The organism is Telluria sp. PB2R4 (assembly GCF_059685695.1).
Genome location: NZ_JCASIC010000001.1, coordinates 544,586 through 567,088, shown reverse-complemented (window position 1 = coordinate 567,088; position 22,503 = coordinate 544,586). Strand labels below are relative to the sequence as shown.

Below are 22,503 nucleotides of genomic sequence, written 5' to 3'. Positions count from 1 at the left end.
GCTCTTCGTTAAGACAATTCTTCACTTCAAAGGGTTCATGGATCAAACATTCTTTATTGTAGATAAGGGCCGAGGGGCAACTACACGGCAGAAACAAGCTTCAGGGCAGGCCAATGAACACATAGAAAGTCGCGTATCCTCCCTCCGCTCGGCCAACTCCCACAAAGGCCGGGCCGACCGGGGTTTCGCCACCGACGTAGATTGCTGCTGCGCGCTGCCAGCCGTCGACCCGGGTCTCGGTACGCCGGTCGCCGGCCCGGCCGGCTTCCAGCGAGAGGCCGATGCGCAGGTCGCCGGACAGCCCGAGCGGCATCCTGCCGATGATCTTTTCAGCGCGGATGCTGGCGAAGCGGGTGTCGCCGGCCAGGATCTGGTCGCGCGAGTAGCCCGACAGGTTCAGGAAGCCGCCCAGCGCGCCGAGGTCGGCCACGGGCAGGCGCCCTTGCGGCGCGCCGACGTAGGAAAGCTTGCCGTTCACCACGTAGTTGCCCCATGCACGGGCGGCACGCAGGTCGGCCGCGAGACGGCTGTAGCGCAGATCGTCGTCCTTGTAATACGTGGCGCGCAGCGCCCAGCCGGACGAGGGAAAGAATGGACGGTTCAACTGGTCGAAATCAAACGCCACGTTCCAGCCTTTGAGGTGGGATTCCCCGGTCGGCAGCGTCGGCGCCCCGGTCTCGATGGTCGCATCGACCTTGCGCCACAAGCGTCCGACCCGGACCGACCCGACCCGGCCGATATTGGCGCCCAGGCTGAAAGCGCCACGGCGGCCGCGCAGTTCGTACTGCGCGATGCGGGCGTCGTCCTGGTAGATGCCGAGCTTGTCGCGAAACAGGCCGAAGCTGGGCTCGACGAAGAAGCGGCGCTGCGCCTCGAGCGGCTGGTAGAACTCGGTGAACAGGGTGGCGCGTTCACCCACCTGGGCGCCCGAGAGCCATTCGCCCCCGAGCGCGTTGAGCCATTTGCGGTGGTAGGCGGCGCGCAGCGCGAACGTATTCTCCTGGTCCGAGGCCTGCAGCTCGACGCCGAAGCGCAGGTAGTCCGGCCCCCACGGCTTTTCGGTCGGGGTGATGCGCAGGATGCGGCGTTCGCGGCTGCCCAACAGCGCGTAGTCGACGCTCTCGAAGTCGCCCTCGCCGTAGATGTCGGCCAGGTCGCGTTCGAGCAGCTTGGTGTCGAGCGGCTGGCCGGGGTGCACCCGCATGCCGCCCGCAATGGCGGCCGGGTTCACATGCGGCATGGCCGCAATCTGTACCACGTCGATGCGCGGCATCGGTCCAGGTGGGCTGCGCAGCCGCGCGCGCCAGGCCAGGTAGTCGGTTTCCGGCACCGCGTAGCGGCGCAGCCTGGTGGCCTGGGCCTCGGCGGCATCGCGGCCGCGCGCGGCTCCCTCGCGGAACTTCGCGAAGTCAGTCGCGGTGATTCCCTCGAGCTGCGGCTCGATATAGACGTCGTCGGGTTTGAGCGAGGCGCGCGAGGCGACCGCATTCTGCTCGGTGAGAATACTGATCATCTGCCCGCTGACGGCGAACACCGAGTTCACGTCTTCCGGTTTGCGCAGCGGGGAGCCGACATCGACCGCGATCACGACGTCGGCATCGCAGCGTGCCCGTGCTTCGCCCACCGGCAGGTTGTCGACCAGGCCGCCGTCGACCAGGTAGCGCCCCCGGTAGGCTACCGGCGCGAGGACCGCCGGCACCGACATGCTGGCGCGCATGGCCGCCGCCAGCTCGCCGTCGCGGAACACGATCTTCTCGCCGGTGCCGATGTCGGTGGCGATGATCGAGAGCGGCAAGGGCAAGCTCTCGATGCTGCGGTCGCCGCGGTCGGCGCCGACCAGGGTATTGAAAAAGAGCTTGATCTTCTGCCCGCCGACCACGCCTTGCGCCATCCGCACGCCGTCGCCCTTGGCGCCCATCTCCAGCCCGGGGAAATAGCTCTGGGCCAGGCGGCGCTCGCGGATATTGGTCTGGGCACGCGCCGACTCGTCCTTGAACAGGTCGTTCCAGTCGACCTTTGCCAGCCGCGCAGTCATCTGGTCGGGCGCCAGGCCGCTGAGGTAGGCCCCAGCGATGAGTGCGCCCATGCTGGTCCCGGCAACGCAGTCGACCGGTATGCGCAGCCGGTCGAGTACCTCGAGCACGCCGATGTGTGCGGTGCCGCGCGCACCGCCGCCCCCCAGCACCAGGCCGATCCGCGGCCGCGGCGGATCGGATAGCGCGGGCAAGGCGCAGGCGGCCAGAAGCATGCCGGCAATTGCGCGTCGTAGTCGTCTGGTCGCCATAGGTCGAGTTCCCTGGCGACGGTTATACGCGGCTCTTCGATACTGAACGATACGACCAAAGGTCAATGGCGGAGCAGTTCGGCCGGCGCTAGATTGGGTCACCATCAACGGATCTGAGGCGACTGCCATGAAAACTTCGCTCGGGATAGCAATCGGCGTTCTAGCCCTTCTGGTCGGTTGCCAATCGACCGGCGGGGATTCGACCTCCGCTGCAGACAGTGGCGCTGCGCAATCCGGGCAGTCGGCTCAGTCCGCACATTCCGGTTTCCTCGGCGACTATTCGCAGCTGCAGCCGGCGCCGGATGCGGAGGGCCTCAATCTGTACATGGACCGGTCGGGAAACTACGGCCAGTACACCAAGCTGATGCTGGAGCCGGTACAGGTGTTGGTCACGCCCGGTTCCGAGCAGGGGCTGGCGCCGGATGTCGTCGCCCGCATGTCGGACAACCTGCATGCATCCCTGCGCAGCACGCTGGAGCCGACCTACCAGATCGTCACCACGCCCGGGCCGGACGTGTTGCGGGTGCGCAGCGCGATCACCAATGTGCAGCCGGTCAAGCCGCCAACAGGGGTCAGTGACTTCCTGCCGATCAAGGCGTTATACAACGCCGGACGGGCCGTGGCCGGCAATTCGCCGCGTCTGGTCGAAATGAGCGCCGAGATCGAGGTGCTCGACCCAGCCAACAAGCGCGTAATGGCGGGCACCACTACCCGGCGCGGCGACCAGACCCTGCCCCAGGGCGAGCAGATTACCTGGGCGGCGATGCAGTCGATCAGCGATTACTGGGCCCGGGGCTTCCGCGCCCGGCTGGACGAATTGCGCGGTGTCCCGCAGGGCGCGGCGCGTTGAGCCGACGCGATGTGTCCCCGCCACACCTGCCCGAAGGTCCGATATCCGGCGCCCTGACGCGCGTGTAGGCTGCCGGAACAAACAACAACGAAGGGTCAGCCATGTCCAGATACCTGCGAGACCACGTTCGTCCTGCCAGCCTCGTGGCCCTGCTTGCCCTCGCACTGGGCGGCTGTGCCTCGGCTCCCCCGATGGACGAAACCCGGGCCAGCATCGACGCCGCCCAGGCCACGCTCAGCACCTTCATGAACGATCCCGATATGACCTGGCTGAAGCAGCACATGCCCGAGGCCAAGGCCGTCCTGATCAGTCCCCGCATCCTTCAGGCCGGGTTCGTGATCGGTGCTTCCGGTGGACAGGCCATCGTGATCACCCGCAAGCCGGGCGGCGCCGGATGGAACGGGCCCGCCTTCTACCGGATGACTACCGGCAGCGTCGGCCTGCAGGCCGGCGCGCAGTCGTCCGAGATGGTGGCCCTGATCATGACCGATAAGGCCGTGAATTCCCTGCTCTCGACCTCCTTCAAGCTCGGCGGCGACGTCAGTGTCGCTGCCGGCCCGATCGGAGCCGGGACCAGCGCTCCGGTCACGGCCGACATGGTCGCTTACACGCGCGCCAAAGGGCTCTACGGGGGGCTGAACCTCGACGGCACCGTCTTTACGATTGACGAGAGCCGCAACCACACGCTCTACGGCCAAGCGGTGACGCCGGTCGACATCCTGGTCAAGGGCACGGTAAGCAGCCCGTATGCCATCACGCTCGGCCAAGTGGCGACGGCGGGCGCGCAGTCGCGCTGAAGTACAGCCAGGTCATCAAGCCCCGCTCCCTGCACGCCACAGGATCGCCGACGCGTCGTCCGCCCGCTTCACCGAGGTCGAGGCCGCGGCCTGCGCCGCAGCCTCGTAGCGCCGCAACTGGTCGAGCGCCGGCTGCAAGCCTTCTGCGGCGCATAACGAGAACAGGCTCGCGGGCGTGTGCAGGCCGTAGGTATCCACCAACCGGTAGAAGCCGTCGGTCATGCCGAGCAGGATGGAACCGGCCGGCGCATCGACGCTGAAGCTGCGCGCGCCGAACGCGCCGTTCGGCCGCAGGCACAGTGAATTGGTGCCGGCGACCGTGTTCTGGTATTCGCGCCGCGCGCGCAGCATGGGCAACAGGCGCGCCTGCCTGGCGGCGGTGTCGCCGACGCCTTCCGCCTGGAGCTTCGCGATTTCAGCGCGCAAAATTGCTTCCTGTGGATTGATGAAGGGATCGAGGTCCAGGACCTCGCCCTGCGGCGTGCACATCAGGAACTTGCAGTCGCCCAGGCAGTACAGGTCGAGACGGTAGCCATCGCCCACCCTGCGTGCACGCACCCAGCTCAAGGCCGCGATCGGCCAGGCGTACAAGGGCATCTCCTGGCCGGCGCTGGCTTCGCGGAATTCGCGGTACACCGCATCGACCGCGGCATGCAGGGCGGCATGCTGGTCGAGCCCGGCTGCAGGCCCGCCTGCAAGCACCATGCCGAGTGCGGCCCTGACCCGGGAGACGAACCAGACCACGTCGCCATTTACGGGGTCGATGTAGTCGCGATCGGCCACGGACGTGCCGCCATCGATGACCACCAGATCGATACCCTCGGGCGTACTGAAACTCCCGGCCCAGTCTTCGTTGTGCAGCGCTGTGGCGCCGGATGAAACTGTTTCGATGCGCATTTCCAATCTTTTAGACCCCGATGGCCGGCATCATACCGAATATCCGGGCCCTGTTGAGGTGGCCGACACACATTCGTCAAGGCGCGCACGGCAGGCGACCCGCCGTTTGCGTCACTGTGCCGACGTGGGTAAGAATGCGCTATGCGAACTGATCAACCGAAAGGACGAGCATGGGCATCACTGTGAAGAACACGACGCCGGACACGACCAGGATCACGCTGGTCGGCGAAATGATGGACGGCAGCTTCGACGCCAGGGTCATGGCGGAGACCGACGTGCCGTACACGAAGTACTGGGACAACGAACTGGAGCAGCGCATCATCTACCTGCACCCGGACCCGGAACAGCTGCAGGCCATCGTCGCCGCGCTCAACGAGCGCCGGTTGTCGCTCGACGCCCTGCAGGAGTTCGGCAGCTCGGACGGCGGCAGCTCCGAACTACCGATCTGAGCGCCCGCGAGGGCCGGCAATTCAAGGCAGCAGCCCATTCCCCTTCGAACCCACGATCTCGTCGTGGCGTTCGTGATCCTGTTTGTGCAGATAGGCCGCCGTGGTCGTGATGCTGGCGTGGCCGGCCGTGTCTTGGAGGGTCTTGAGCTGCACGCCGCTGTTGGCGTGATTGGTCAGCATGCTGTGGCGCAGCCAGTGGGTCGAGGCCTGGCGCAGCGCGCTCGCGCTGTCGCCGTCGCCCTGGCTTGCCGCGCGCCCGGCGCCAGCCGCGAACACGGCCTTGAGCGCCTCGGAGGCCGCTTCGTCGGTGATGCGCACCGGCTCTTCCCGGCGGCTGGACAGCACCAGCGGCGTCCGGTCGGCGCGGCTGGCCTGGGGCGACAAGCCGAAGGCCTGGCGGTAGCCGCTGAAGGCGGCCAGCATCGCCGGCGGCACCGGCAAGCGGCGCGGCCTGGCGCCCTTGCCCATGACATCCAGCCACCAGCGCCCGTCGCCCTCGCAGTAGATGGCGCCCATGTGGGCGCCGACGATCTCGTTCAGGCGCGCGCCGGTCTGGGCGAAGGCGACCAGCAGGAAGCGGTCGCGCTCGCGCTGGCGGATCGCCGCCGGCGTATCCGCCACGCGCGACGCGACGGCCTCGAGCGCATGCGCGATCGCCTGCGGGCTCAGGTAGCGCGTGATGCGGCCGGCATGGCTGGTGCGCACGTTGCGCACCAATCTGGCCGGGTTGCGGCGCAGGTACCCGGTCTGCTCGGCGTAGCCCAGCAGGCCCTTCACGGCGATCATCGCCTGGCGCCGGCTGGCATCGGACAGCGGGCCGGAAAACGGCCGGTAGCGCGGGTCGTTGCGGGGCCACTTGGTGGTGGAGATCCACTCCGGCGGCGGATTGCGGATGAATTCCTTGTAGGCGTTCAGGTCGGCTACCGTCAGCCCCTGGAAGGTCTTGCGCGCTTCTTCGCGGCACCAGGTCAGGAATCGGTACAGTTCTTTCTGGGTGTTCGCGACCGACTTCGGGCTCAGTTCGCCCTGGCCGATGTATTCGCGCGCTAGTTCGGCATCGCTGCGGGCGTCGGTCACCGGTTCGTCCGCGATGTTGCGGAATACGGCGCCGCGCGCGCTGGCCGCCAGCCGCAGCGGTGAATCTTCGGGAAGCGGGTCGAGGTTGATCGGGAGGAAGCTGGGCATGGTGCGGTGCATTGCGCAATGCGCGTACTGTATGTTTATACAGTATAGCAGCGCAAGGCCGTGTGGCCAAGCCTGCAAGTGCGGCATAATGCACGATTGTTCTTCGATTACGGAGTCATCATGTCCCTGTCCTTCCTGCGTCACGTGGGTGCCGCCGCCCTGCTTTCCTCGCCACTCTTCGCCGCGGCCGCGCAGCCCGTGATCGAGGTCTACAAGACCGAGTATTGCGGCTGCTGCAAGGAGTGGATCAAGCACCTCGAAGCGAACGGCTTCACGGTCAAGGCGCAGGATGTGGCCAACCCCGGCGACTACCGTGAGAAGTTCGGCATCCCGGCCGAACATGGCTCCTGTCACACCGGCCGCGTGGGCGCCTACGCCGTCGAAGGCCACGTCCCCGCAAGCGACATCAAGCGCCTGCTGGCCGAAAAGCCGAAGGCGCGGGGCCTGGCCGTCCCCGGCATGCCGGCGGGTTCGCCGGGCATGGAGGGTTCGCGCAAGGATCCGTACGCGGTGCTGCTGGTGAAGGATGGCGGCAAGACCAGCGTGTACAAGCGTTACGAATAAGCGGGCGCTGCCCGGTGGGGATGATGGGCATAATGGTGGGTCCAGTTTCGAGGGAGCCCAGCATGAACAATCCGAATGCGCAAGACCCGTCGACGACCCTTGGCGTCGGCGGCACGACCAGCGGCCAGCAAGGCGCCACCCCCACCCATGAAACCCAGCAGGAAACCGGCGGCAGCGGCGGCGACGGACTCACCCGCAACCAGTCCGGCGAGACCATCAATGCGCCGGGCGGCGTTCCGGCCGCCGGCACGCATGTCGAGCCCGAAGACAGCGCGATGACCAACATCAACCGGGGACCGCAGGATACGCGGCCCGACCAGGCCAGTCCGACCGGCACCGGCCTGGGCGCGCCTGAAACCGGCGGCAACCAGGACGCAGGCGACCTTCCACGCCCGCGCTAGGCGATTTCTCTGGCGGACGCCCGGCTTGCAGCCGCCGCACTGGCGGCCGCATCCTGTGCGGCCAGCTTGCGCCACCAGACCCACGACACGATCGCATTGACCCAGAAGCCGGCGTACAGCACCGCGGTCAGGTAGAGGCCGCGGCTGGCGTAGAGCGGCACGGCGACCGTGTTTACCAGCAGCCAGACCGGCCAGTTCTCGATCCGCCTTCCCATCATCAGGAGCTGCGCGATGACACTGAACACCAGCACGGCGGAATCCACGAAGGGCGCGTAGGCATCGGTGTAATGATGGAGCAGCGCGCCGTAGACCGCGGTGGCGGCCACGCCGGCCGGCACCATCCACAGCAGCGTGCCCGCGCCGGCGTGGGTCACCGGCAGAGGCGCACCGTGGCGGCCGCGCAGCCAGCGCCACCAGCCGAGCAGGCTGGTCGCCACAAAAAACACCTGCAGCACCACGTCGGCATACAGCCTGTTCCGGGCGAACAGCAGGCCGAACAGCGTGCAGCCGATGATCCCGCTCCACCAGGTATGGACGCTGTTGCGCCCGGCAAGCACGATCGCCAGCGCGGTAAAGGCATTGGCGGCAATTTCGAGCGGCGTCATGCGCACTCCTCCATGAGAAGCGAGCAGGGTAAGCCCTCCGGCCGGCGCCGGCAATGCCTGATGGCTGCCTACATGCGGATGGTGCCGTGGTCGGCGTCCAGGTCAGGGGTCGAGCCGGTGACGGCGGCCTTGGCCATGGCGAACATGCGCACCATCTTGCTGTCGTTCGCGTCCCAGTATTCGGCCGCATGCGGCATCACCCGCACCAGCACCACGTGCTCGTCTTCGGGGCCGGCCGGGAACCAGGCCTGCACCATGGGGTTCCACAGGGCGTGGATGCGGGCGCGTTCGACCACGCGCTCGGCGCGGCCGCTGACCGAGACCCAGGTGCTGTTGTCGGGATCGGCGAAGCTGACGTTCACCTCCGGCTGGTGGGCGATGTTGTCCCACAGCTCGGTGGTGGTGCGGGTGTAGAACCACAGGCTGCCGTCGTCGTCGACCTCCTGGTTGGTCATCGGCTGGCTGACCAGGTGGCCGTTCTGGTCGCAGGTGGTGAACATGGCGAAGCGCATCGCGCCGATCTTGTCGGACAGGGCGGCCGCGTGCGCCCGGGCGTCATTGTTGTACATGGCATTCCTCGCAGAGTGTGGAAAGCCGATCCTAGCGCCGCCGCGCCGGCTGCTCCGTGCGGCTGCGTACACTGACCCGGCTATGACCCCGTGCTCCATCCCTGACGCGGCAAGCGCAAATCGACTATAGTGATGCTTCTGTACAAACATGACATCCCCATGAAATTTGACGTCGCTATTGTCGGCAGTGGTCTTGCCGGCCTGTCGGTGGCCCTGCACCTGGCGCAAACGCGCACGGTTGCGATCATCTCCAAACGCGCCTTGCTGGATGGCGCGAGCAACTGGGCCCAGGGCGGCATCGCCGCGGTGCTCGACTCGGGCGACAGCCACGACCAGCACATCGCCGACACCCTGGTGGCCGGCGCCGGCCTGTGCGAGGAAGCGGCGACCCGCTACATCGTCGAGAATGGCCGTGCCGCGATCGAATGGCTGATCGAACAGGGCGTGCCCTTCACCCGCGACGAAACGGCGGAACTGGGCTTCCACCTGACCCGCGAGGGCGGCCACAGCCAGCGCCGCATCATCCATGCGGCCGACGCCACCGGCCACGCGGTGCAGGTGACGCTGGAGCAGAAGGTGCGCGCGCACCCGAACATTGCCCTGTTCGAGCACCACTGCGCGATCGACGTCATCACCTCGGACAAGCTCGCCGGCAAGGGCCCGAACGGCGCGGTCCACGGCGGCATTCCGCACCTGGTGGGCCAGCCGCGCTGCTACGGCCTGTACGTGCAGGACGAACAGAGCGGCCAGGTGCTGACCTTCGAGGCCGAGCACACGGTACTGGCCACCGGCGGCGCCGGCAAGGTCTACCTGTACACCACCAATCCCGACACCGCCACCGGCGACGGCATCGCGATGGCCTGGCGCGCCGGCTGCCGGGTGTCGAACATGGAATTCATCCAGTTCCACCCGACCTGCCTGTACCACCCGTATGCGAAGTCCTTCCTGATTACCGAGGCGATCCGCGGCGAAGGCGGCCTGCTCAAGTTGCCGCCCGAAGCCGGGGTGGCCGCCGGCACCCGTTTCATGCCGGCGCACGACGAGCGCGGCGAGCTGGCCCCGCGCGACGTGGTGGCGCGCGCGATCGACTTCGAGATGAAGAAGCGCGGCCTCGACTACGTCCATCTCGATATCAGCCACCAGGATCCGGAGTTCCTCAAGGAGCACTTCCCGACCATCCATGCCCGCTGCCTTGAATTGGGCATCGACATCACTAAAGAACCTATTCCCGTCGTGCCGGCGGTGCACTTCACCTGCGGCGGCATCGTGACCGACCTGGCCGGCCGGACGGACATCCCTGGCCTGTATGCGGTCGGCGAGACCGCCTGCACCGGCCTGCACGGCGCGAATCGCCTGGCGAGCAACTCGCTGCTCGAGTGTGTCGTGATCGGCCGCGCCTGCGCGCACCAGATCGCAGCCGCCCCCGCCATCGAGAATCCGGTGCTGCCGCCCTGGGACGAGTCGCGCGTGACCAATGCCGACGAAGAAGTGGTGATCGCCCACAACTGGGACGAGCTGCGCCGCTTCATGTGGAACTATGTCGGCATCGTGCGCACGACGAAACGTCTCGAGCGCGCCCAGCACCGCATCAAGCTGCTGAAGGAAGAGATCGACGAGTACTACCGCAACTTCCGTATCACGCACGACCTGCTGGAGCTGCGCAACCTGGTCGAGGTGGCCTCGCTGATCGTCAACAGCGCACTGTCGCGCCACGAAAGCCGCGGCCTGCATTATTCCCGTGATTTCCCGGACACCCTGCCCAAGGCGCTGCCGAGCGTACTGACGCCGCAGCGGCCGTGATCTTCGCCGAATCTTTTTGCTGAACCTCCCGGACCGCTGCGCGCGGTCCGGTCCCCGAACGATGAACCGCCCCGCCCTCACCCCGTCCACCGCACTGCTCCTGACCGTGCCGCCTGTCCTTTGGGCCGGCAACGCCATCGTCGGCCGCCTGGTGCGCGACGCGGTACCGCCGATGACGCTCAACCTGATCCGCTGGACGATCGCACTGGCGGTACTGGTGCCGCTCGGGCGCGCCGCGCTGCGCCAGGGTAGCGGCGTGCTGGCCAACTGGCGCCGCTATGCCATGCTCGGCCTGCTGGGCGTGGGCCTGTACAACTCGCTGCAATACCTCGCCCTGCAGACGTCGACCCCGATCAACGTCACCCTGGTGGCCTCCGGCGTGCCGGTATGGATGCTGCTGGTGGGGCGCCTGTTCTACGGCGTGCCGGTCAAGCGCAAGCAGGTCGTGGGCGCCGTGCTGTCGATTCTCGGGGTGCTGGTGGTGCTGTGCCGCGGCGACATCCACCAGCTGCTCGGCTTGCGGCTGGTTGTAGGCGACCTGTACATGATCCTGGCCACCATTGCCTGGTCCTTCTACAGCTGGATGCTGATGCAGCAGAAGGACGTGCCTGGCCTGCGCGCGGACTGGGCGGCCTTTTTGCTGGCCCAGGTGGGCTACGGGGTGCTGTGGTCGGCCGCCCTGGCCGGCGGCGAATGGGCGCTGCAGGATGTGCAGGTCCACTGGAGCTGGTCGCTCGGGGCGGCCCTGCTGTACGTGGCGATCGGTCCGGCGATCCTGGCAATGCGCTGCTGGGGCGCCGGCGTGCAGCGCGCCGGGCCGAGCATCGCGGCCTTCTTCATCAACCTGACGCCACTGTTCACCGCGCTGCTGTCCTCAAGCTTTCTCGGCGAGGCGCCCCACCTGTATCACGTGCTGGCCTTCGGCCTGATCGTGGGCGGCATCGCCATTTCCGCACGCTGATCCACGCGGATGGTTCGGCCCGGAATCGTGTGTCGGTAGCAGCTTGCGGGATGCTACGATCCCATCCAATGGAGGATCGTTCGACATGGCAGCAGTTTTGACCGTTCAAGACGGGGCCGAGGCGCTGGCGGAATTCCTGGAACGGTATCCGCGTGCACTGGTCCTGACGGGCGCGGGCCTGTCCACCGCCTCGGGCATTCCCGATTACCGCGACCGCGACGGCATCCGGCGCGGCCGCCAGCCGATCCAGGGCCCTGAGTTCCGGCGATCAAGCGACATCCAGCGGCGCTACTGGGCGCGCAGCATGGTCGGCTGGCCGATCATGGCGCAAGCCAGGCCGAACGCCGGCCACCGCGCGCTGGCCCGGCTCGAACGGCACGGCCACTTCGCTTCCCTGCTGACCCAGAACGTCGACGGCCTGCACCAGCAGGCGGGCAGCCATGCCGTGCTCGAGCTGCACGGGAACGTGCACGGCGTGGTCTGCCTGCATTGCCAGGCCCGGTTCTCGCGGGCTTTCGTCCAGACCTTGCTGGACGAGGCGAATCCCGAACTGGCAAACGCCGTCGCCACACCCCTGCCCGATGGCGACGCCGCGATCGAGCCGGACGCGCTGCAGGAGTTCTACCCGCCATTCTGCGTTCATTGCCGCGGCACATTATCTCCGGATGTCGTATTCTTTGGCGACGGCATCCCGGCGCCGCGCACCGCCCGCGCGCTGGCGCAGATGGAGGCTGCCGATGCGCTGCTGGTGGTGGGTTCGTCGCTGATGGTGTACTCGGGATTCCGTTTCTGCCGGATGGCGCATGAATCCGGCAAGCCAATTGCCGCGGTCAACCTGGGCCTGACCCGCGCCGACCACCTGTTGGCGCTCAAAATAGAAGAGTCGGCCGAGCGGCTGTTGCCGCGCGTCGCCGACCTGCTCCACGCAGAGGAGCCGGAGGAGTCACAACCAATAACCGATCATAGGGGAATTTTGTGACCAAGAGCTATCGCACTACCGCAGCATCGATACCAGCATCAGCGTCGCACTCGAGCGGCTTGCGCACCGGCGCGGTCCTGGCCGGCATCGGCCTGCTCGCCTCGTTCTTCTACGTCCGCTCCAAAACCAGGCAGGCCGAGCGCGACAATCCGCCCGAAGGCAAGTTCGTCGAGGTCGATGGCGTGCGCCTGCATTACCTGGACCAGGGCAGCGGCCCGACCCTCGTGCTCCTGCACGGCAACGGCGTGTACTCGAAGGATTTCCAGACCAGCGGACTGCTGCAGCAGGCGGCGCAGCACTACCGCGTGATCGCCTTCGACCGTCCCGGTTTCGGCTACAGCGAGCGCCCGCGCAGCACGATCTGGACGCCGGACAAGCAGGCTGCCCTGCTGCACCGCGCGCTGGAGCAGATCGGCGTGAAGTCGGCCATCGTCGCCGGCCATTCGTGGGGCACCATGGTCGCGTTGGCGATGGGCCTGCAGCAGCCAGGCTTCGTGCGCGGACTGGTGCTGCTGTCGGGTTACTACTACCCGAGCCTGCGGCTGGACTGGGCAACGAGCACCCAGCCGGCGATCCCGATCGTGGGCGACGTCCTGCGCTATACCGTGTCGCCGCTGGTGGCGCGGGCGCTGTGGCGGCCACTGACGAAGCGGATGTTCGCGCCGAAACCGATCGACAAGCGCTTCGACGCCTTCCCGGTGTGGATGGCATTGCGGCCAAAGCAGCTACGCGCGTCGGCGGCGGAAACGGCGATGATGATCCCGTCCGCCGCGATGCTGGCCAAGCGTTATGCGGAGCTGAAAGTGCCGTCCGTGGTCGTGGCGGGCACGAAGGACCGGATCGCCGATGCCGGGCATAACTCCGAGCGCTTGTATGAGCGCCTGGCGCTCAGTACCCTGGAACTGGAGCCGGGTGTGGGTCACATGACGCACTATGCGGACCCCGACAAGGTGATGGCGGCGATCGACGAGATCGCGGCCCAGGTCGGCGAGCCGCTGCACATGCGCACACCGGAGGCGGAGGCACTGGCCAGGGCAAGCGAGAGTGGCGTGTGAGGAAAGGCCTGGCCGCGGCCAGGCCAAGCGTACTAGCCCTTGAGGACGTACTTGATCACGATCCCCGCGACGAGCGTCACGAAGATCACCAGCGACAGGCCGCCGTGCAGCATCGGCGAGCCGATCGAGACCTGCGCCGTGCGCGGATCCATCTCCATGCGTACGGCTTTGCCGAACATGACTGGCCGCAGGAAGCCGCGGACCCCGACCAGCACCATGCCGATACCGAAGCACAAGTCGGCCGTGTTGTTGGTATTCAAGCCGTTCGCCAGCGTCGGCAGCCCGAGCAGCAGCCCGAAGGCCAGCCACAGGGCCCGCGCGCCGGTCGAAAGGCGCAGTCTGCTCCAGTCCATCATGCCGCCTCCACCGTGCCGACCGCCGTTACAATGCGCAGGGAATAGTCGGTCGCGCGCACGTCCTTGGTCAGGCTGCCGATCGAGATGCGGTCGACCCCGGTCTCGGCAATGGCCCGCACCGTGTCCATGTTGATGCCGCCCGAGGCTTCCAGCAGCGCGCGGCCGGCGTTCACGCGCACGGCCTCACGCATCATCGCCAGATCGAAGTTGTCCAGCAGGACCGACTTCACGCCCGCGAGCAGCGCTTCCTCGAGCTGGGCGATGGTCTCCACCTCGATCTGCACCGGCGCGCCCGAATTCAAGGCGTCGGCGGCCAGCAGGGCCCTGGTCACGCCGCCGGCGGCCGCGATGTGGTTTTCCTTGATCAGGATGCCGTCGTACAGGGCCATGCGCTGGTTCTTGCCGCCGCCGACCCGTACCGCGTACTTTTGCGCCAGGCGCAGGCCCGGCAGGGTCTTGCGGGTGTCGAGGATCGCCGCCTTGGTGCCGGCGATGACGTCCACGTACTTGCGCGTGGCGCTTGCCACGCCCGAGAGCAGCTGCATGAAGTTCAGCGCCGCGCGTTCTGCCGTCAGCAACGAACGCGGGCAGCCTTCGATGGTGCAGACGGTCGAGTCTTTCGCCATCAGGTCACCTTCGGCGTATTGCCAGTCGATCTCGATGTCCTGGTCGACCGCCAGCATCACGCCCTCGAACCAGGGCGCGCCGCACAGCACCGCCGCTTCGCGCACGATGACGCGGGCCCGCACCCGGGGTTCGACTGGCACCAGCATGCCGGTCAGGTCGCCGGTGCCGACGTCTTCCAGCAGCGCGGCCAGGATGTTGGCTTCAAAGCTCGATTGCAGTTTTTCGTCGAACTGGCCGTCCGAAATGAAAGGATTGCGCAGGGTCGTCATGCCGGGCCTACTCCGTTGAACAGTGTCGCGTTCTGCTCGAGCGCACCGCTCGGCAGGGCTTGGGCCTTCCTGGCGGCGGCGAAATCGAGCATGCGGTCGATCGCGCGCTTGGCCTGGCGGCCGATTTCCGGATCGACGTGGACCTCGTTCTTGCTCGCTCCCGCGCCGGCCTCCAGGACCTCGGCCAGGTTCTTCAGGCCGTTCATCGCCATCCACGGGCAGTGCGCGCAGCTCTTGCAGGTGGCGCTGTTGCCGGCGGTCGGCGCTTCGATGAAATGCTTGCCCGGGGCAGCCGCGCGCATCTTGTGCAGGATGCCGTTGTCGGTGGCGACGATGAAGGTGGTCGCCGGCAGGCTGACGGCGGCGTTGATCAGCTGGGTGGTCGAGCCGACCACGTCGGCCTGGGCCACCACGGCGGCGGGCGACTCCGGGTGCACCAGCACTTTCGCATCCGGGTGCTCGGCCTTCAACAGGTCGAGTTCGACGCCCTTGAATTCGTCGTGCACCAGGCAGGAGCCCTGCCACAGCAGCATGTCGGCGCCGGTCTGTTTCTGAATGTAGGCGCCCAGGTGACGGTCCGGCGCCCACAGGATCTTCTTGCCCTGCTCGTGCAGGTGCTTGACGATGTCCAGGCCGATCGACGAGGTCACCATCCAGTCGGCGCGCGCCTTCACGGCGGCGCTGGTATTGGCGTACACCACCACGGTGCGGTCCGGATGCTGGTCGCAGAAGGCCGCGAATTCGTCGGCCGGGCAGCCCAGGTCGAGCGAGCAGGTCGCGTCCAGGTCCGGCATCAGGATGGTCTTTTCCGGACTCAGGATCTTGGCCGATTCGCCCATGAAGCGCACCCCCGCCACCACCAGGGTCTGGGCCGGGTGATCGCGCCCGAAACGCGCCATCTCCAGCGAATCCGACACGCAGCCGCCGGTCTCCTCGGCCAGGTCCTGCAGGTCGGCGTCCACGTAGTAGTGGGCGACCAGCACGGCATTGCGCTCTTTCAGCAGGCGTTTGATGCGTTCTTTCAGCTCCGCTTTCTCGGCGGCCGTGGGCGTGGCCGGGGTGCGGGCCCAGGCCTCGGCGGTGCAGGCCAGGCCGGATTGCGGGCGGTCGTACTCGTAGGTCTTGATGGGTACGGTAATCATGCGAAATGTGCTCTCACAGGTTGTCGTAGGGTGGGCGGGTCTCCCGCCCACGCGTTCAACATACGGTTGAAAGCCACGGAGCGGGACGGCAAACATGAATTGAACGGGTGGGGTGATCCGGGCCAGTGGCCCGGATCACAAGCCGCCAACCCTGCAAAATCAATCGATACCCTGGCTGGTCAGGTACTCTTCGTAGTTGCCGCGGAAGTCGATGATCTCGTTTTCGCGGATCTCGAGCACACGGGTCGCCAGCGAAGACACGAACTCGCGGTCGTGCGACACGAAGATCAGGGTGCCTGCGTATTTGTCGAGCGCGATGTTGAGCGCCTCGATCGACTCCATGTCCATGTGGTTGGTCGGCTCGTCGAGCAGCATCACGTTGTGACGGCCCAGCATCAACTTGCCGTACATCATGCGGCCCTTCTCGCCGCCGGACAGCACTTTCACCGATTTCTTCACCTCGTCGCCGCCGAACAGCAGGCGGCCCAGGATCGAACGCACGGCCTGGTCGTCGTCGCCTTCCTGGGTCCAGCGGCTCATCCAGTCGGTCAGGTTCTCGCCGCTGGCGAATTCTTCGGTCGGATCCTGGGGCATGTAGCCGACGTTCGCATTCTCGGCCCACTTCACGCGGCCGTGGTCGGCGGACAGGCCGGTGATGTCCTGGCTGCCGATGCAGCGCAGCAGCGTGGTCTTGCCGGCGCCGTTGGCGCCGATGATGGCGACACGCTCGCCCGCCTCGACCATGATCGAGAAGTTCTTGAACAGCTGGCGGTCATAGGCCTTGGTGAGGCCCTCGGTCTCCACCGCCAGGCGGTGCAGCTTCTTCTCGCCTTCGAAGCGCACGAACGGGTAGGCGCGCGAGGATGGCTTGAATTCCTCGATCTTGATCTTGTCGATCTGCTTGGCGCGCGACGTCGCCTGGCGCGCCTTGGACTTGTTGGCCGAGAAGCGACGCACGAAGTCCTGCAGTTCCGCGACCTTTTCCTTGGCCTTGGCGTTGTTCGCCAGCTGCTGGTTACGCGCCTGGGTCGAGGCCAGCATGTACTCGTCGTAATTGCCCGGATACACCTTCAGGGTGCCGTAGTCCATGTCGGCCACGTGGGTGCAGACCTGGTTCAGGAAGTGACGATCGTGCGAGATGATGATCATCGTCGAGTTGCGCTGGTTGAGGATGTCTTCCAGCCAGCGGATCGTGTTGATGTCCAGGTTGTTGGTCGGTTCGTCGAGCAGCAGGATGTCCGGGTTCGAGAACAGCGCCTGGGCCAGCAGCACGCGCAGCTTCCAGCCGGGCGCCACGGCACTCATCGGGCCCTGGTGCAGCTCGCCCGCGATGTCCAGGCCGAGCAGCAGCTCGCCGGCACGCGCTTCGGCCGAGTAGCCGTCGTATTCAGCGACCTTGCCTTCCAGGTCGGCGGCGCGCATGTAGTCTTCGTCGGTCGCGTCCGGGTTCGCATAGACGGCGTCGCGCTCGGAGATGGCGTTCCACAGCTCGGTGTGGCCCATCATGACGACGTCGAGCACGCGCACGTCTTCGTAGGCGAACTGGTCCTGGCGAAGTTTACCCAGACGCTCGCCCGGGTCGAGGCTGACGTTGCCGGCCGACGGCTCCAGGTCGCCGCCAAGGATCTTCATGAAGGTCGACTTGCCGCAGCCGTTCGCGCCGATCAGGCCGTAACGGTTGCCGTCACCGAACTTGACGGAGATGTTCTCGAATAGCGGCTTGGCGCCGAATTGCATCGTGATATTGGCAGTGGATAGCACTAGGAAACCTTTAGAAGCGAGTTAGCAACGGTGTTGCCGGATAACCCGCGATTCTACCATCGCAGGGTCGACAGGGCGAGACCAGGCTCGATGTCGGCAATGGCACCGCAGCGACGGCGCCGGTCGGTCCGTGGCAGCTTCAGCCGCAGCGCCGCGCTTCCTGGACCGCCAGGCGCAGCGTCGGGTAGTCGGAGAGGCTCAGGCTGAAGCCGTCCGCCGTTGAAGCCAGCTGGCCCTGGGCGCCGAAGGGAATGGTTACCCGGCGCGGGATGTGGCCGAAGCTCAGGCCATGCAGGATCGGAACCGGCAAGGTGGCGCGCAGGTGGGCCAGCATGGGGTCGAAATCGTAGCCGTTGTCGTTGGCGCCGAGCTTGTAGCCTGAGAAATCACCCAGCACCACGGCACGCTGGCGTTCGAGCACGCCGGCCTGGTGCAGCTGCAGCAGCATGCGTTCGACCCGGTACGGGTGCTCGCCGATGTCTTCGAGATACAGGATGCCGCCATCGATCAGCGCGACCGCGGGGAAGTAAGGCGTGCCCAGCAACGACACGATCATCGCCAGGTTGCCGCCCCAGACCCTGCCCTCTTCCTGGATGCAGGGGTTGCCTTCGACGCACTCATGGATGGTATGGGTCGGGCCGCGCAGGCATTGCCAGAAGTCGTCGAGCGTGAATTGCTCCGGCTCGCGGGCGCCGAAATCGCCGGCGATCATCGGTCCGGCATAGCTGAGCGCGCCGGTCTTGGCCATCAGGCCCATGTGGATGGCCGTGACGTCGGAAAATCCCACGACCAGCTTGCCGCTGGCGGCGATCGCTTCGAAATCGATGTGCGGCAACAGGCGGGTGGTGCCGTAACCGCCGCGCAGGGCCATGATGAGCTGCACGTCGGGATCCTGCACCGCCGCCTGCAGCTGGGCCAGGCGGCCGGCCTCGGTGCCGCCGAAACGCTCGTGGATGCTGTTGTGGTCGTAGTAGTTGTGGACCAGGCAGCCCTGGTCTTCGAGGCGGGCGATGCCGCGGTCGACCGCGCAGGGGTCGAGCGCCTGGCCGGCCGGGGCCACGATGGCGATGCCGATTTGTTGGGTGATCACTGTTTGACGAAGAGCTTGGGTGTTGAGTCTGGCAACATCTTACCCCTGGCGTGGGCGTCGATCAAGGCGAGCAGCCGCTCGACCAGCTGCGGCGGGAGGTCGTGCCCCATGCCCTCGATGATCTCGAGGCGGGCGCCGGGGATCCGGCTGGCGGTGTCTTCGCCGCAGGCGGACGGCACCAGCGGATCGGCGGCGCCGTGAATCACCAGCGAGGGCGCGGTGATGGTGGACAGCTGCGCGCACCGGTCGCCGGAGGCGGCGATCGCCATCATTTGCCGCGCCGCCCCGCCCGGGCAATAGCTGCGGCGCACCGAGCGCGCGACACGCTTGCGCAGCACTTTCTCCGGGGTCGGGTAGGACGGGCTGCCGATCGCCTGCAGCAGCGTGACGCCATGGTCGATGATGCCGTCGATGTCGGACGCGCCGGGCAGGCGCCGGGCCAGCAGCTTGCCCAGCTTCTTCTCGGGGCCGGGAAGGCCGCGCCGGCAGCTGCTCGACATGATCGAGGTCAGGCTGAGGATCCGCTGCGGGTAACGGGCGGCCAACAGCTGGGCGATCATGCCGCCCATCGATACCCCGACCACGTGGGCGCGCGCCACGCCGAGGGCCGACAGCACGCCGATGGCGTCTTCTGCCATGTCGTCGAGCCGGTAGGCGGCGCGCAGCGGCCAGCCGAGTCTGGATTTGATCCATGCCAAGCCCAGGTGGGGTACCCCGGCCTGGTCGAATTTGGTGGACAGGCCACAATCGCGGTTGTCGAAGCGGATCACGTAGAACCCGAGCTCGACCAGGCCTTCGACGAATTCGTCGGGCCAGGCGGTCAGCTGCATGCCCAGGCCGTGCACCAGCAGCAGCGGTGGGGCCTTGGGGTCGCCCGCGGTGTCGAAGGCGATGCGGATTCCGTTGGCGTTCAGCGTGGGCATGGCAAGATGTCGGCTGTGCGGGGAGCAGCGTGGCGCTTGTGTCAGCTACAGGGTTGGCTCGCTGGTCGAGCGGCATGCGGCCAGCATAGCACTTTCGACACGGCCGGGGCGCGCGTGCCGACGTACGAATCCTCTTACGCGCCTAACCGGCCGCCGGCAGCTTGCGGGACGCGGCGCGCCGCTCGGCAAAGAAGGCCCTGAGCAGGCTGCTCGACTCCTCGGCCATGACGCCGCCCGCCACGTCGGTATGGTGATTGAGCATTTCCTGCTCAAACAGGTTCACGACCGAACCGCAGGCGCCGGTCTTCGGATCGCGCGCCGCGTAGACCACGCGCGCCAGACGGGCATGCATCATGGCGCCCGAGCACATGATGCAGGGCTCCAGGGTGACATACAGTTCGCAGCCCGGCAGGCGGTAGTTGCCCAGTTTTTCGGCCGCGGCGCGCAGCGCGACGATCTCGGCATGCGCGGTAGGGTCGTGGCGCCCGATCGGCTGGTTGTAGCCGGTGGCGATCACTTCGCCGTCCTTGACCACGACCGCGCCCACCGGCACCTCGCCCTCGGCCCAGGCCAGCCTGGCCTGTTCCAGGGCCAGCTGCATGTACCGGGCGGCGCCAGGCTCGGGCAGCGGCAACTCAGTCATTCGTCACTTCGGCCCAGCAGTTCGGGGTTTCGTGCAGCACCAGCTTCTGGAGGCGCAGGCCGGTTCCATAACGGTCGGTGAAGACGGTTTTCAGGAGCTTGAAGGCGACGCGCGCCAGGTTTTCCACCGTCGGGATGCAGTCGATGACCACGGTCTTGTGGCCCGGCAGCGAGGCGAGGAATTCGCGCACTTTGTCGTCTTTTTCGTACACTAGAAAAGCATGGTCCCACACGTCGACCAGGTGCTGCTTGGCCAGCGTCTTGATGTCGGAAAAATCCATGATCATGCCGTTGTCGGAATTTCCTTCAACATCGATGACTTCGCCGGTCAGGGTGATCTCGAGGGTGTAACGGTGGCCGTGCAGGTTGCGGCACTGGCTCTTGTGGTCGGGAATACGATGGCCGGCATCGAATTCCAGCTTGCGGGTAATGGTCAGCATACTTGAATCAATCAGGGGATTTGGAGCAGTTTGTGGGTCTGGATGCTCAGCTTCCACTTGGGGTTGCTGCGGCAGGTCTCGATCGCCAGGCGGGTGTTGTGCGCGGCGAGCGGGCCGTCCATCGGCTGGACATAGAAATTCTCGAAGTCGAGGTGTTCGTAGGCGGACAAGTCCTGGCCGGCCTGCGGGATCACCACCTTGATCTCGTTGCCCTTCGCCACCACCAGCTCGGCGCCCATCTTGGGGCTGACGCACACCCAGTCCACGCCTTCCGGCACCGGCAGCGTGCCGTTGGTCTCGATGGCGATGGTGAAGCCGCGCGCGTGCATCGCGTCGATCAGCGGGCGGTCCAGCTGCAGCAGGGGTTCGCCGCCGGTGAAGACCACATATTTACCGGCGCTGTGGGTGGACGGCCACAGGCCGTCGATCTCTGCCGCAAGCAGGCCTGGTTCGCGGAACTTGCCGCCGCGTTCGCCGTCGGTGCCGACGAAATCGGTATCGCAGAAGGTGCAGACCGCGCTGGCGCGGTCGAGTTCGCGGCCAGTCCACAGGTTGCACCCCGAAAAACGGCAAAACACGGCCGGGCGCCCCGCATGGGCGCCTTCGCCCTGCAGGGTATAGAAGATCTCTTTGATGCTGTAAGTCACGGTAAGCCTCTCGTCAACCTTCCATTATAACCCGCCGCCGGCTCGGGGTCATGCATTGAGGATGAGCAATATTGCTTGTAGGACTCAGGTGTACCTTCATACGGAATCTTCCGAATGCGAGTCAGAAGGATGCCATGAACAACCCGACATTATTCCTAGTTCGAATTTCAGCATTTACCGTGGTGTGTGCGCTGCTGGCTGCCAGCGCACCGGCCCAGGCTGCCATGCTGATGCCCTTGTCGCTGCGCAACGCCCCGCCGGAAATGATGGTGGCGGCGATGGTGACGATGGCCGCGATTGCCCTGGCCCTGCTGCTGGAGCGCCGTTTCCAGGCTGCCCAGGAGCGCACGCTTGCGCTCGAACACCTACTCGAGGCCGAACGCGGCGCCCACGCCGACGTCGAGAATGCGCTGGCAGGCAGCCATGAGGTGCTGTTCCGGCTGGTGCGCCAGCAGGAAAGCGTGCGTGAAGCCGAACGTGCCCGGATCGCGCGTGACCTGCACGACGAGCTCGGCCACCGCCTGCTGTCGCTGCGGGTGGAACTGGCACTGCAACAGGCCGCGGTGCGGGGCACCTCCCCCGCCGTGCACGACAAGCTGAGCACCGCGATCGCCAACCTCGACGCCACGATCCGTTCGGTGCGCGCGATCGTCGCCGGATTGCGTCCGCTTGCCAAGGGCCTGAGCCTGCGCCAGGCCGCCGAACGGCATCTGGCCGACTTCTCCCGTCTGCACGGACTGGACTACCGTTTCGACGCCGGCAAGGAGGGCATTGATGATGAGAGGCGCGACCCGGAACTGGAGACGGTGCTGTTCCGGGTGCTGCAGGAATCGCTGTCGAACGTCGCCCGTCATGCCCAGGCTACCCTGGTCAGCGTCACCCTGGTCGAATCGGCCGGGGACGCGGTGCTGAAGATCGAGGACGACGGCATCGGCCCGGCGGCACTGGACCACCTGGACGGGCGCGGCTGCGGCATTGAAGGAATGCGCGAGCGTGCCGAAGCCTTCGGCGGGAGCCTGACGGTGTTGCCGGGGCGCCGCGGCGGGACGGTGGTGCGCGCCACCCTTCCCCGGGCCCGGACACCGGCCCTCGCGTGAATCGACGTGCGGACTGCGCGCCGAAGACGCAGACTTGCTGAAAATCAATAGGTTGGTCCCTGCGCGGTAGCAAAATCGTTTCCTGTTGGCAGTCAATCCGGCTGCCGCACCGG

General features: G+C 66.6%; 24 protein-coding genes. 10 read left to right on the top strand and 14 right to left on the bottom strand.

The window, feature by feature from the left end; translation table 11 throughout:
- Window positions 1–100: 100 nt before the first annotated feature.
- Entirely contained in the window at window positions 101–2,284 is a 2,184-nt protein-coding gene (locus tag AC56LU_RS02390; protein ID WP_497173994.1) for a patatin-like phospholipase family protein, read from the bottom strand.
- Between the two features lie 127 nt (window positions 2,285–2,411).
- Here AC56LU_RS02390 and AC56LU_RS02385 point away from each other — a divergent pair, with 127 nt between their 5' ends.
- Window positions 2,412–3,134: a DUF3313 domain-containing protein gene (locus AC56LU_RS02385; protein ID WP_497173993.1), complete on the top strand. Its 723-nt coding sequence runs from the start codon at window positions 2,412–2,414 to the stop codon at window positions 3,132–3,134.
- A 191-nt stretch (window positions 3,135–3,325) separates the two neighbouring features.
- A complete protein-coding gene (locus AC56LU_RS02380) occupies window positions 3,326–3,931 on the top strand; it encodes a lipid-binding SYLF domain-containing protein (RefSeq protein ID WP_497173992.1) in 606 nt (201 codons plus the stop codon).
- A gap of 15 nt (window positions 3,932–3,946) precedes the next feature.
- Here the strand turns inward: AC56LU_RS02380 and AC56LU_RS02375 are convergent, their stop codons facing one another.
- Window positions 3,947–4,828, bottom strand: coding sequence for a hypothetical protein (locus AC56LU_RS02375; RefSeq protein ID WP_497173991.1), 882 nt, complete (start codon window positions 4,826–4,828; stop codon window positions 3,947–3,949).
- Between the two features lie 170 nt (window positions 4,829–4,998).
- On the opposite strand from AC56LU_RS02375, the gene AC56LU_RS02370 reads away from it, so the two are divergent.
- Window positions 4,999–5,277 (top strand): hypothetical protein, encoded by a 279-nt coding sequence (locus AC56LU_RS02370; RefSeq protein WP_497173990.1) that lies wholly within the window; start codon window positions 4,999–5,001, stop codon window positions 5,275–5,277.
- 21 nt (window positions 5,278–5,298) lie between these two features.
- Here AC56LU_RS02370 and AC56LU_RS02365 read toward each other — a convergent pair whose 3' ends face one another.
- Window positions 5,299–6,462, bottom strand: a complete 1,164-nt coding sequence (locus AC56LU_RS02365; protein WP_497173989.1) for a tyrosine-type recombinase/integrase — start codon at window positions 6,460–6,462, stop codon at window positions 5,299–5,301.
- A gap of 120 nt (window positions 6,463–6,582) precedes the next feature.
- Between AC56LU_RS02365 and AC56LU_RS02360 the strand changes: the two genes are divergently transcribed.
- Window positions 6,583–7,026 (top strand): DUF411 domain-containing protein, encoded by a 444-nt coding sequence (locus tag AC56LU_RS02360; RefSeq protein ID WP_497173988.1) that lies wholly within the window; start codon window positions 6,583–6,585, stop codon window positions 7,024–7,026.
- A 62-nt stretch (window positions 7,027–7,088) separates the two neighbouring features.
- Window positions 7,089–7,427: a hypothetical protein gene (locus AC56LU_RS02355; protein WP_497173987.1), complete on the top strand. Its 339-nt coding sequence runs from the start codon at window positions 7,089–7,091 to the stop codon at window positions 7,425–7,427.
- On the opposite strand, the gene pnuC is transcribed toward AC56LU_RS02355, so the two are convergent.
- Window positions 7,424–8,032: a nicotinamide riboside transporter PnuC gene (pnuC, locus tag AC56LU_RS02350; RefSeq protein ID WP_497173986.1), complete on the bottom strand. Its 609-nt coding sequence runs from the start codon at window positions 8,030–8,032 to the stop codon at window positions 7,424–7,426. The two genes, AC56LU_RS02355 and pnuC, sit on opposite strands and share 4 nt — an antisense overlap.
- Before the next feature lie 68 nt (window positions 8,033–8,100).
- Window positions 8,101–8,601: a pyridoxamine 5'-phosphate oxidase family protein gene (locus AC56LU_RS02345; RefSeq protein WP_497173985.1), complete on the bottom strand. Its 501-nt coding sequence runs from the start codon at window positions 8,599–8,601 to the stop codon at window positions 8,101–8,103.
- A gap of 159 nt (window positions 8,602–8,760) precedes the next feature.
- Between AC56LU_RS02345 and nadB the strand changes: the two genes are divergently transcribed.
- The 4 genes from nadB (at window position 8,761) to AC56LU_RS02325 (ending at window position 13,396) form a co-directional block, all read left to right on the top strand.
- Complete coding sequence (gene nadB, locus AC56LU_RS02340) at window positions 8,761–10,401, top strand: L-aspartate oxidase (protein ID WP_497173984.1); 1,641 nt, start codon at window positions 8,761–8,763, stop codon at window positions 10,399–10,401.
- A gap of 61 nt (window positions 10,402–10,462) precedes the next feature.
- Window positions 10,463–11,362, top strand: a complete 900-nt coding sequence (locus tag AC56LU_RS02335) for a DMT family transporter (RefSeq protein WP_497173983.1) — start codon at window positions 10,463–10,465, stop codon at window positions 11,360–11,362.
- An 85-nt stretch (window positions 11,363–11,447) separates the two neighbouring features.
- Window positions 11,448–12,341 (top strand): NAD-dependent protein deacetylase, encoded by an 894-nt coding sequence (locus AC56LU_RS02330; RefSeq protein WP_497173982.1) that lies wholly within the window; start codon window positions 11,448–11,450, stop codon window positions 12,339–12,341.
- On the top strand, window positions 12,338–13,396 hold the full coding sequence (locus AC56LU_RS02325) for an alpha/beta fold hydrolase (protein WP_497173981.1): 1,059 nt from the start codon (window positions 12,338–12,340) through the stop codon (window positions 13,394–13,396). Before AC56LU_RS02330 ends, AC56LU_RS02325 begins: the two co-directional genes overlap by 4 nt.
- Window positions 13,397–13,428: 32 nt before the next feature.
- Here AC56LU_RS02325 and AC56LU_RS02320 read toward each other — a convergent pair whose 3' ends face one another.
- The 9 genes from AC56LU_RS02320 to queE all read right to left on the bottom strand — a co-directional run bounded on the left by AC56LU_RS02320 (window position 13,429) and on the right by queE (window position 21,293).
- Window positions 13,429–13,752 carry a hypothetical protein gene (locus tag AC56LU_RS02320; RefSeq protein WP_497173980.1) on the bottom strand — a complete coding sequence of 108 codons (324 nt, stop codon included), beginning with the start codon at window positions 13,750–13,752 and terminating at the stop codon, window positions 13,429–13,431.
- Window positions 13,749–14,648, bottom strand: a complete 900-nt coding sequence (gene nadC / locus AC56LU_RS02315) for a carboxylating nicotinate-nucleotide diphosphorylase (RefSeq protein ID WP_497173979.1) — start codon at window positions 14,646–14,648, stop codon at window positions 13,749–13,751. Before nadC ends, AC56LU_RS02320 begins: the two co-directional genes overlap by 4 nt.
- The gene (nadA, locus tag AC56LU_RS02310; protein WP_497173978.1) at window positions 14,645–15,790 is read right to left on the bottom strand and encodes a quinolinate synthase NadA; all 1,146 of its coding nucleotides are present in this window, start codon (window positions 15,788–15,790) and stop codon (window positions 14,645–14,647) included. The genes nadC and nadA overlap by 4 nt, the downstream gene beginning before the upstream one ends.
- A gap of 159 nt (window positions 15,791–15,949) precedes the next feature.
- Window positions 15,950–17,551 (bottom strand): ABC-F family ATPase, encoded by a 1,602-nt coding sequence (locus AC56LU_RS02305; RefSeq protein ID WP_497173977.1) that lies wholly within the window; start codon window positions 17,549–17,551, stop codon window positions 15,950–15,952.
- A gap of 139 nt (window positions 17,552–17,690) precedes the next feature.
- Window positions 17,691–18,641 (bottom strand): muramoyltetrapeptide carboxypeptidase, encoded by a 951-nt coding sequence (ldcA, locus tag AC56LU_RS02300; RefSeq protein ID WP_497173976.1) that lies wholly within the window; start codon window positions 18,639–18,641, stop codon window positions 17,691–17,693.
- Window positions 18,638–19,564, bottom strand: coding sequence for an alpha/beta fold hydrolase (locus tag AC56LU_RS02295; protein ID WP_497173975.1), 927 nt, complete (start codon window positions 19,562–19,564; stop codon window positions 18,638–18,640). Before AC56LU_RS02295 ends, ldcA begins: the two co-directional genes overlap by 4 nt.
- Before the next feature lie 142 nt (window positions 19,565–19,706).
- The gene (gene tadA, locus AC56LU_RS02290) at window positions 19,707–20,207 is read right to left on the bottom strand and encodes a tRNA adenosine(34) deaminase TadA (RefSeq protein WP_497173974.1); all 501 of its coding nucleotides are present in this window, start codon (window positions 20,205–20,207) and stop codon (window positions 19,707–19,709) included.
- Window positions 20,200–20,646: a 6-carboxytetrahydropterin synthase QueD gene (queD, locus tag AC56LU_RS02285; RefSeq protein ID WP_497173973.1), complete on the bottom strand. Its 447-nt coding sequence runs from the start codon at window positions 20,644–20,646 to the stop codon at window positions 20,200–20,202. Before queD ends, tadA begins: the two co-directional genes overlap by 8 nt.
- Before the next feature lie 11 nt (window positions 20,647–20,657).
- Complete coding sequence (queE, locus tag AC56LU_RS02280) at window positions 20,658–21,293, bottom strand: 7-carboxy-7-deazaguanine synthase (protein WP_497173972.1); 636 nt, start codon at window positions 21,291–21,293, stop codon at window positions 20,658–20,660.
- A 134-nt stretch (window positions 21,294–21,427) separates the two neighbouring features.
- Here queE and AC56LU_RS02275 point away from each other — a divergent pair, with 134 nt between their 5' ends.
- Window positions 21,428–22,390, top strand: a complete 963-nt coding sequence (locus AC56LU_RS02275) for a sensor histidine kinase (protein ID WP_497173971.1) — start codon at window positions 21,428–21,430, stop codon at window positions 22,388–22,390.
- Window positions 22,391–22,503 lie beyond the last annotated feature (113 nt).

What these genes read in the sequence shown, in the direction of transcription:
- queD (WP_497173973.1), bottom strand. Translation starts at nt 20,646, where the DNA reads ATGCTGACCATTACCCGCAAGCTGGAATTCGATGCCGGCCATCGTATT.
- AC56LU_RS02360 (WP_497173988.1), top strand. Translation starts at nt 6,583, where the DNA reads ATGTCCCTGTCCTTCCTGCGTCACGTGGGTGCCGCCGCCCTGCTTTCC.
- AC56LU_RS02365 (WP_497173989.1), bottom strand. Translation starts at nt 6,462, where the DNA reads ATGCCCAGCTTCCTCCCGATCAACCTCGACCCGCTTCCCGAAGATTCA.
- AC56LU_RS02330 (WP_497173982.1), top strand. Translation starts at nt 11,448, where the DNA reads ATGGCAGCAGTTTTGACCGTTCAAGACGGGGCCGAGGCGCTGGCGGAA.
- nadC (WP_497173979.1), bottom strand. Translation starts at nt 14,648, where the DNA reads ATGACGACCCTGCGCAATCCTTTCATTTCGGACGGCCAGTTCGACGAA.
- AC56LU_RS02370 (WP_497173990.1), top strand. Translation starts at nt 4,999, where the DNA reads ATGGGCATCACTGTGAAGAACACGACGCCGGACACGACCAGGATCACG.
- AC56LU_RS02375 (WP_497173991.1), bottom strand. Translation starts at nt 4,828, where the DNA reads ATGCGCATCGAAACAGTTTCATCCGGCGCCACAGCGCTGCACAACGAA.
- AC56LU_RS02275 (WP_497173971.1), top strand. Translation starts at nt 21,428, where the DNA reads ATGAACAACCCGACATTATTCCTAGTTCGAATTTCAGCATTTACCGTG.
- AC56LU_RS02380 (WP_497173992.1), top strand. Translation starts at nt 3,326, where the DNA reads ATGGACGAAACCCGGGCCAGCATCGACGCCGCCCAGGCCACGCTCAGC.
- AC56LU_RS02345 (WP_497173985.1), bottom strand. Translation starts at nt 8,601, where the DNA reads ATGTACAACAATGACGCCCGGGCGCACGCGGCCGCCCTGTCCGACAAG.
- AC56LU_RS02385 (WP_497173993.1), top strand. Translation starts at nt 2,412, where the DNA reads ATGAAAACTTCGCTCGGGATAGCAATCGGCGTTCTAGCCCTTCTGGTC.
- nadB (WP_497173984.1), top strand. Translation starts at nt 8,761, where the DNA reads ATGAAATTTGACGTCGCTATTGTCGGCAGTGGTCTTGCCGGCCTGTCG.
- AC56LU_RS02355 (WP_497173987.1), top strand. Translation starts at nt 7,089, where the DNA reads ATGAACAATCCGAATGCGCAAGACCCGTCGACGACCCTTGGCGTCGGC.
- AC56LU_RS02320 (WP_497173980.1), bottom strand. Translation starts at nt 13,752, where the DNA reads ATGATGGACTGGAGCAGACTGCGCCTTTCGACCGGCGCGCGGGCCCTG.
- pnuC (WP_497173986.1), bottom strand. Translation starts at nt 8,032, where the DNA reads ATGACGCCGCTCGAAATTGCCGCCAATGCCTTTACCGCGCTGGCGATC.
- AC56LU_RS02390 (WP_497173994.1), bottom strand. Translation starts at nt 2,284, where the DNA reads ATGGCGACCAGACGACTACGACGCGCAATTGCCGGCATGCTTCTGGCC.
- AC56LU_RS02335 (WP_497173983.1), top strand. Translation starts at nt 10,463, where the DNA reads ATGAACCGCCCCGCCCTCACCCCGTCCACCGCACTGCTCCTGACCGTG.
- AC56LU_RS02295 (WP_497173975.1), bottom strand. Translation starts at nt 19,564, where the DNA reads ATGCCCACGCTGAACGCCAACGGAATCCGCATCGCCTTCGACACCGCG.
- nadA (WP_497173978.1), bottom strand. Translation starts at nt 15,790, where the DNA reads ATGATTACCGTACCCATCAAGACCTACGAGTACGACCGCCCGCAATCC.
- tadA (WP_497173974.1), bottom strand. Translation starts at nt 20,207, where the DNA reads ATGACTGAGTTGCCGCTGCCCGAGCCTGGCGCCGCCCGGTACATGCAG.